Here is a 7,270-nt window from a genome sequence, read left to right on the forward strand (position 1 = left end):
ATCGTCATCGCGATGTTCTCAGTCCGGGCGGCTGATGACGGCGGCGCGCCCAGATGCAGAGCGGGCTGTGGAACCCCGCACCACGTCCTGGTCACCGAGCCGGCCTCGACTCACCAGATGATCGGCGGCGGTGACGGCTCGGAGAACCCGCCGAGCTGGCAGATGACGAATTTCTCCACCGGGTCGAGGGACGGCTGCGCGAGGTCGAAGCGCCGGGGGCGGCGGGCGCACGCTCACTTCCGTGCCGACCGGCACGTAGATGAGCTGGTGCGGCGAGTAGCTCATGAACGTCGGCTTGTTCTCCCGCAGGTCCCCGAAGAGCAGCAGCCGGCCGTCCTCCGGCAGCGGCAGACCGATCGCGTCCCGCGGGATAGCCGCCAGGTCCACCGAGACCAGCAGTGGCAGCCCCGGCGGCCACGCCTGCACCGGCAGCAGCGGGCGCCCACCGGCCGTGCCGACCACCGGCGCACCCTCCGGCGCCTGTTCCGGCAGGTAGAGCAGCGCACAGGGCAGGGCGAACTCCGCGATCCAGCGCTCGATCTCCGCCTCGGGCACCCCACTCCCGCGCGCCTCGGCCCGGAACGCCGCCAGACTGTCCACCTTCGCCATGCCCGCCAGTGTCCTGACCGATATCGACAGACGATTGACGGCGGACGAACCCGCCGCCGTGAAGGCGGTCCTGGGGTTCGGGCATTCATGGTTGTCCGATCCACACGGAGCCTGGGAGGCCCGCCTCGTGAACCATCTGTGACCGCCCTCGACGCCCACCGGCTGCGGCACGACCCGGTCAGCAGCGACCCGGACGTCACCACCCTGCTCGGCTCGCGGGCCGACCCCGACCTGTTCGCGGTGCTGTTCGACAGGTACTTCGCCGAGCTGCGGCACTACGCGGCCAGCCGGCTCGGCGGCGAGCGCGGCGACGACCTGGCCGCCGAGACGTTCCTGGTCGCGTTCCGCACCCGCGACCGGTTCCGCACCGACGGGCCGGGTGGCGGCAACGTCCGCGCCTGGCTCTACGGCATCGCCACCAACCTGATCCACCGCCAGCGCCGCGACGAGCAGCGCCGGTATCGCGCGCTGGCCCGGGCCGGCGCCGTCGCCGACCGCGGAACGTCCGGTGACGACGCGACGGTCGCCCGGGTCACCGCCGGTGCGCTGCAACCGGCGCTGGCCCGGGCGCTGGCCGCCCTGCCCGCCCGGGACCGCGACGTGCTGCTGCTCACCGCGGTCGCCCAGCTCGACTACGCCGAGGTGTCGGCCGCGCTCGGTGTGCCGCCGGGCACTGTCGGATCCCGGCTCACCCGCGCCCGCCGTGCCGTCCGCGCGGCGTTCGGCGGCGACGACCCCACCCGCATCGACGAAGGGACATCATGATGCACACCGAAGACCATGTCATCCGTACGCTGCTCGCCGAGCCCTCGGCGGCCGCGCACACCACGGCGGCCGCCCGCCGGCAGCTCACCGACGCGATCGCGGGCCGGCGTCCGGCCCGGCGGCGTGCGCCCTCGTGGCGGGTGTCGCTGGCCGGTGGCGGCCTGGTCGCGGCGGCCGCCGGCGTCGCGCTGGTGATGGCGGCCGGCACCGGTGGCCCGGCCGGGCTCGGCGCGACCGGCAGCGGTGGCGCCCCCGGGGTGGCGGCGCCCCCGGCCGGCCCGCGCGCCGATGCCGGCGCGCCGCAACTGCTGCTGGCCGCGGCCGAGCGGGCCGAGGTCACGGCCGGCACCGGCCGGTACTGGCGGGTCGCCACGGTCACCGAGGGCGCGCTGTACCTGCCGGTGCACGTCAAGGGCGAGACGTTCTACGTCGCCGAGCGCCGGCTGACCGAGACCTGGACGCCGCGCGACCCCGGCGGGCAGGCCTGGGAGGGCCGGCAGTCGCTGGGCTTCCAGCCCCGCACCGTCGAAGACGAGGCGGCGTGGAAGCGCGCCGGTTCGCCCCGCACGTTCGACCTCGGCCCGGCCGACTCCCCGCGGGGCGGCCACGTCATCCGCCGGATGGGCCCGGGCAGGGCCGAACTGACCCGGTCCACCGGTGACAGCGACAACGCCGGGCTGGCCGCACTGCCGGCCGACCCGGCGAGGCTGCGCGCCGAGGTGGACACGCTGATCACCGAGCAGGGTGGTGAGCCCACCGATGCCGCGGTGTTCGCCCTGCTGGGCCACCTGCTGACCGAGGCGCCGGCGCAACCGGAGCTGCGCGCCGCCGCTTTCACCGTGCTGTCCACGCTGTCCGGCGTGGCCAACGCCGGGTCGCGTGCCGACGTCACCGGGCGCACCGGGGTCGCCGTGGAGCTGACCCAGACCGCGGGCACGTTCGTCAACCGGTCCTGGCTGATCCTCGACCCGACGACCTACCAGCTGCTCGGCGGCGGCATGCAGGGCGCAACCCCCGGCAAGGACGGCAAGCCGGACATCAGCAAGGGCGGCAAGGAGTCCGCAGCGGCGGTGCTCACCGCCCAGTGGACCGACCAGACCCCGACCCCGCCGCAGGGCCGCTGACCTGAGCCGATCCCGAGCTGGTTTCCAGGGGTGCCTCCGAGCCCTCGAGGCACCCCTGGAAACCAGCCGACCGCCGTCACCGGGCCGGACACTAAGCTGGACCCGATGACCAGTCCCGAAGTGCGACCTGTTGCCTCTCCCGCTGTGCTGGCCCGGGCGGAGGAGTCGCTGCGGCGGCTGTCCGTGGCGCCGCAGAAGCTCGACATCGCGGCCAAGCGGGTCGGCCGGGGCGGTGGTGTCTACGCGTGGTGGGCCGCGCCCTCGGTCTTTCCCGAGCTGCCCGGCACGCCGAACCGGGCCGTCCCGGGGCTGCGCCTGCTGTATCTCGGGCGGGCGACCAGCCTGCGCGGGCGGATCGTACGCAATCATCTGCGGCGGTCCGGGAGTTCGACGCTGCGTCGTACGCTGGCTGGTCTTCTGATGTCCGAGGGCTATCGGACGACCTGGACCGACCGCGTGGTTCTGGTGCCCGAGGACGAGGACCGGCTGACCGCGTGGATGTCCGCGCACCTGCTGCTGACCTGGGCCGAGGACGAGCAGTCGGTGACCACCGAGGCCGAGCTGGTCCGGCGCCTGCACCCGCCGCTGAACGTCAGCGGCGTCGACCCCGAGCACGTCCAGGCGTCCGTGGTGGCCGCGAAGAACGCCTACAACGCCTCGAGCCAGGCGCCCGAGCCGACGCCGTGATCAGGCGACAACGATGACCGTTTTGCCGAGCAGTTTGCCGGTGCTCGCGTCCTGATGGACGGCCGGCAGCTCCGCCAGCGGGCGCCGGTCGGCGATGTGCAGCCGGAGCACGCCGCGGTCGATCCGGGAGACCAGGTCGGCCAGGTGGGCGGCGTCGGGGCCGACCCAGACCCCCGCGGTACGCACCGCGCGCGCCTCGTCGGCCGGGACCGGGCCGGCCGAGCTGACCACGATGCCGCCGTCGGCCACGTACCGGGTCAGCTTCGCGAGGTCGTCGGGGGCCAGCCGGACGTGGTTGACCACCACGTCGAACGGGCCGGCGACGGCGGCCGGGCCGGCGGCGAGGTCCAGCGGGCCGACCACCTGCGCCGCGCCGTAACCGAGCAGGCGGGTCGTGTGCTGGGCGCCGTCGACGGCGGTCACCGTGGCGCCGGCCGCGACGGCGAGCTGGACCACGAGGCCGCCGACCGCGCCGCCGGCCCCGTTGACCAGGACGGTCTGGCCGGCCCGGATCCCGGCGAGCTCGACGGCCGCCTGGCGAGCGGCCAGCCCGGTCAGCGGTAGCGCCGCTGCGTCGGCCAGGGGGATGCTGCGGGGCGCGGCGGTGACCAGGTCGGCCGCGACGAGCGCGTACTCGGCGGCGCCGCCGTGCTGGTCCAGCGGGACCATCGCGATGACCGGGTCGCCGACCCGCAGCCCGCTGACCCCGTCGCCGAGCTCGGCGACGGTGCCGGCCACGTCGAGGCCCGGGGTGATCGGGAGCCGGGCGGGGATCATCGCGGCCAGGACACCCAGCCGGATGTGGTCGTCGACCGGGTTGAACGAGGTGGCCGCCACCTTCACCAGCACCTGACCGGCGCCGGGAACCGGGCGTTCGACCTCCTCCTGGCGCAGGACCTCGGTGCCGCCGAACGCGTGGTAGCGAATCGCCTTCACAGTGCTCTCCTCATGGTGTCTCGCGCCCACCGGACTTGCCTGGGCAACTGAACACGAGTGTTGATGACTTGCCCAGGCAAGTCAAGTAGGCTGTGGGCATGACCGCTTCCCCGCACTGGCTCGACGACGAGCAGCAGAAGCTGTGGCACGATCTGCGCACCGTGGTCGTCGCGCTGCCGATGCTGCTGGACCGTCAGCTGCAGCGGGACGAGGGCATCTCGAACTTCGAGTACAGCGTGCTGGCCCGGCTGTCGATGACCGAGGCGCACACGATGCGGCTCAGCGAGCTGGCCGCGCAGTGCGACAGCACGCAACCCCGGCTGTCCAAGCTGATGGTCCGGTTCGAGCAGCAGGGCTGGGTCACCCGCCACCCCGACCCGGACAACGGGCGATACACCCTGGCGACCCTGACCGACACCGGCCTGCGCAAGGTCGAGCACAGCGCCCCGGCACACGTCGAGAAGGTCCGGGAGCTGGTGTTCGGCCCGCTCAGCGCCGCGCAGCAACGCCATCTGGGCGCCGCGCTCGCCCCGATCGCCGCGCTGGTCCGCAACCATCTCGACGGGCACTGACCCGCCGGCGACGAGTTCGGCGGCGGCCAGGTGAGGCTGCACCGCTACGGCCCGGACGCCGGCCGCTGGGCCGAGCCGCCCTACAGCGAAGTCGACTCAGCCCTGGAACGCCGGGGTGTTGCCCCGCACCCGCGGCAGCAGCGTGACCGAAGGCTGGTGAGCGACAAGCACTTCGACCGGACACCGGAGGACCAGGCGCAGCAGGTCGCGAGCACTGGTGCCGTCGGCGTCGCTGACCGCGGCGGACACCACCGCGGTCAGTTCGTCGAGGGCGTCGTCCAGCGCCAGCCGGAGCACGTCCTCCTTGCTGACGAAGTGGTGGTAGATGGCGGAGGTCGACAACGTGCGCCCCCGCCGCATCGACGCGGCCGTCGATCCTCGCGATGGGCCCGCGGCCCGTGACAAGTGGAAACGGCTTCTCACCGAACCGGACCGGGACACCGCGCCGAACTGCATTTGATCAACGCCGGCGGCGGCGTGACCTGGCACAAGACCGGTACGGCCACGACGCGGGTGACCGCCCTGCTGGTCGCCGTCGCCCGGCTCCTGGAACGCAGCGTCCTGGGCGCGGACACCGTGGCCCGCGTCGGCGGCTACGAGTACGTCGTGGTCCTCTGCGACGTCCGTCGCGCCGACGCCCCGCGTCGGCCGCCGCATCCTGGAGAACCTGTCCGCGCCCGTGCACCTGCCAGCCTTCGGCGAGGGGCACATCGGAGCCAGCATCGGTGTGGCGGTCGCCGAAACAGGCATTTCCGCCGCCGAGTTGCTGCGGCAGGCCGACCAGGCGATGTATGACGCCAAACGCGAGGGACGAAACCGCCTCAGTGTCGCCGACCGAACACGTTAACCTCTCATGCCTGTCATTCGCATTTATTCACCACCATGCAGCCATGACAATTCCGCAGCAACCCCGCCGCCCATGACCGCGATGCCCACCCAGTCGTCGACGCCACTCCGGCTCCCGGCTGGTAATCCGGAGGATCTCGCAATCAACGGCCCATCGCCGCAAGACCCGAGCTGACCACGACACGAGCAGAACGAGCCAGCCGAGCCATAACAACGAGATGAGAATCAGGCCGCGAAGGATAAAATCCACCGTGGAGCCTCTAAACCTGCCGCTCACCAGGCAGAGATAAAGCATGGGGTCCCCCTCCGGACACCACTACTGGTGTAGCTCCACGTTAAGCGCGGAGTTACACCAGTTCGTGTTTTCGGGTGCAGTCGACGGCCAGAGGTCAGCCGACTAGGCTTCTTGTGCCATCTACCAGCCGCAATGTCGCTTTGGACGCTGACCATGACAGCCATGGACAGTCCCGCACCCGACGCCGGTCGGCGAGCGGACACCGAACAACTCATCGGCGCGCTGATCCCGCCCATCATTCAGGGGCGGCTGATCCCCGATGTGCCGGCCTCCCTCCCATCGCTGCCCCCACGCCGGCTTCCCGCCCGCGAGGCGCCACACTCGCTACGACTCGACATCGCCTGCCCCGACGCCTCTGGCCGGCTCTCGGCGCGACGCCTGTTGCGGATCCTGAACTGGTCACCCGGTGACCGGATCGATCACACTGTCATCCAGGACGCCATCATCGTCACCCGCTCCCCCACCGGGCGTGCCACCATCGGCGTGCGCGGCGACCTTCCCCTGCCTGCCACCACCCGTGCTCTCGCCGGCATCACCCCCGACAGTCAAGCCCTGCTGGTGGCCGCACCCGGCCACGACACCCTGGTCGTGCATCCACTGTCGACCGTCGCGACGCTGCTCACCGAGTACTACGCCCGCCAGGACAGCGTCGATGGCAGCTGATCGCGCTCGGCGGGATCGGTTCGGCCATGCGGCCGGTGCCGCTTGTACCGCTTGTACCGCAACTTCAACCCAGCGTCGATGTTGCGGGTTAAAGTCTGGCTCATGAGTGAGGGATCCGGCGCCTACGTCCGACAACCGCATCCCTCGCATTTTTGCCCGAGATGCGGCTCGCCTCTTTCCAAGCGGTCGGCAACCGCCGCCGGCCACCGTGAAGAAAGCGGGAAGCTACTGCCGGTGCGGGAGTTTCGCCGCTGCGTCCAGTGCTTGGGGCTTGCGGTTCGGGTTCAGGAAGAAGACGAGTGACACGCACTCTCCGAGTCTGACGTTCCGGAGCGGGTGGAATTCATGGCTTCTCGTCTATAGCGGCTGGGCACCCGGATCTGCCGCTGAGAGCGCTTCAGTCTTGGCTGAAGATCCGCGTTGAGCTGCGGCTCTCAGGACGGGACCTCTTCGCCAGCGAGACGGACTCGCGCCCGGTCCACCAGACCTCGGTAGTCGGACCGGAATGGCTCGACCAGTTCGCGCTCCAGCAGGGCGGAAAGGTTCCACAACGCCACCTGCTCGCCATGATGCTCCGGCGGCAGGACGCGATTTGAACCCTCGCACCGGTGCAGCCAGTCGAACAGCACCAACGCCTCGTCGGAGGTCAGGCGAAGCGTGACTTCATGTTCATCATTGAGCCTTTTCCAACCTGACGGTGCTGGTCACGGCAGATGTGGATGGCCCGGGGATCGATAGGTGCGAGGCTCCAGGTAAGACAGCAGTCGACCAAG

The 7,270-nt window shown here is 71.3% G+C and carries 10 protein-coding genes; 6 read left to right on the forward strand and 4 right to left on the reverse strand.

Annotated elements, in window-relative coordinates:
* Window positions 1-18: 18 nt before the first annotated feature.
* Window positions 19-609 carry a YwqG family protein gene (locus tag ADL15_RS18735; RefSeq protein WP_067692431.1) on the reverse strand — a complete coding sequence of 197 codons (591 nt, stop codon included), beginning with the start codon at window positions 607-609 and terminating at the stop codon, window positions 19-21.
* Window positions 610-747: 138 nt separating this feature from the next.
* Between ADL15_RS18735 and ADL15_RS18740 the strand changes: the two genes are divergently transcribed.
* The 3 genes from ADL15_RS18740 to ADL15_RS18750 all read left to right on the forward strand — a co-directional run bounded on the left by ADL15_RS18740 (window position 748) and on the right by ADL15_RS18750 (window position 3,185).
* Complete coding sequence (locus ADL15_RS18740; RefSeq protein ID WP_232344208.1) at window positions 748-1,374, forward strand: RNA polymerase sigma factor; 627 nt, start codon at window positions 748-750, stop codon at window positions 1,372-1,374.
* On the forward strand, window positions 1,371-2,498 hold the full coding sequence (locus tag ADL15_RS18745) for a CU044_5270 family protein (protein WP_067692434.1): 1,128 nt from the start codon (window positions 1,371-1,373) through the stop codon (window positions 2,496-2,498). Before ADL15_RS18740 ends, ADL15_RS18745 begins: the two co-directional genes overlap by 4 nt.
* A 105-nt stretch (window positions 2,499-2,603) precedes the next feature.
* The gene (locus tag ADL15_RS18750) at window positions 2,604-3,185 is read left to right on the forward strand and encodes a GIY-YIG nuclease family protein (protein WP_067692437.1); all 582 of its coding nucleotides are present in this window, start codon (window positions 2,604-2,606) and stop codon (window positions 3,183-3,185) included.
* Here the strand turns inward: ADL15_RS18750 and ADL15_RS18755 are convergent, their stop codons facing one another.
* Window positions 3,186-4,121: an NADP-dependent oxidoreductase gene (locus ADL15_RS18755; protein ID WP_067692440.1), complete on the reverse strand. Its 936-nt coding sequence runs from the start codon at window positions 4,119-4,121 to the stop codon at window positions 3,186-3,188.
* 98 nt (window positions 4,122-4,219) lie between these two features.
* Here ADL15_RS18755 and ADL15_RS18760 point away from each other — a divergent pair, with 98 nt between their 5' ends.
* On the forward strand, window positions 4,220-4,693 hold the full coding sequence (locus ADL15_RS18760; RefSeq protein WP_067692443.1) for a MarR family winged helix-turn-helix transcriptional regulator: 474 nt from the start codon (window positions 4,220-4,222) through the stop codon (window positions 4,691-4,693).
* A gap of 96 nt (window positions 4,694-4,789) precedes the next feature.
* Here the strand turns inward: ADL15_RS18760 and ADL15_RS18765 are convergent, their stop codons facing one another.
* Window positions 4,790-5,035 carry a TetR/AcrR family transcriptional regulator gene (locus ADL15_RS18765; RefSeq protein ID WP_198170867.1) on the reverse strand — a complete coding sequence of 82 codons (246 nt, stop codon included), beginning with the start codon at window positions 5,033-5,035 and terminating at the stop codon, window positions 4,790-4,792.
* Window positions 5,036-5,348: 313 nt separating this feature from the next.
* On the opposite strand from ADL15_RS18765, the gene ADL15_RS57090 reads away from it, so the two are divergent.
* Together ADL15_RS57090 and ADL15_RS53045 are read left to right on the forward strand one after the other, a co-directional pair.
* Entirely contained in the window at window positions 5,349-5,540 is a 192-nt protein-coding gene (locus ADL15_RS57090; RefSeq protein WP_083971427.1) for a diguanylate cyclase domain-containing protein, read from the forward strand.
* Window positions 5,541-5,996: 456 nt separating this feature from the next.
* The gene (locus tag ADL15_RS53045; RefSeq protein WP_157441457.1) at window positions 5,997-6,497 is read left to right on the forward strand and encodes a hypothetical protein; all 501 of its coding nucleotides are present in this window, start codon (window positions 5,997-5,999) and stop codon (window positions 6,495-6,497) included.
* A gap of 434 nt (window positions 6,498-6,931) precedes the next feature.
* Here ADL15_RS53045 and ADL15_RS18775 read toward each other — a convergent pair whose 3' ends face one another.
* Window positions 6,932-7,126, reverse strand: a complete 195-nt coding sequence (locus tag ADL15_RS18775; protein WP_232344209.1) for a hypothetical protein — start codon at window positions 7,124-7,126, stop codon at window positions 6,932-6,934.
* Window positions 7,127-7,270: the final 144 nt, after the last annotated feature.

It is taken from the genome of Actinoplanes awajinensis subsp. mycoplanecinus (assembly GCF_001509495.1).
Lineage (GTDB): Bacteria > Actinomycetota > Actinomycetes > Mycobacteriales > Micromonosporaceae > Actinoplanes > Actinoplanes palleronii.

Coding starts and splice junctions, on each gene's coding strand:
- ADL15_RS18750 (WP_067692437.1), top strand. CDS start 2,604: ATGACCAGTCCCGAAGTGCGACCTGTTGCCTCTCCCGCTGTGCTGGCC.
- ADL15_RS18760 (WP_067692443.1), top strand. CDS start 4,220: ATGACCGCTTCCCCGCACTGGCTCGACGACGAGCAGCAGAAGCTGTGG.
- ADL15_RS53045 (WP_157441457.1), top strand. CDS start 5,997: ATGGACAGTCCCGCACCCGACGCCGGTCGGCGAGCGGACACCGAACAA.
- ADL15_RS18745 (WP_067692434.1), top strand. CDS start 1,371: ATGATGCACACCGAAGACCATGTCATCCGTACGCTGCTCGCCGAGCCC.
- ADL15_RS18735 (WP_067692431.1), bottom strand. CDS start 609: ATGGCGAAGGTGGACAGTCTGGCGGCGTTCCGGGCCGAGGCGCGCGGG.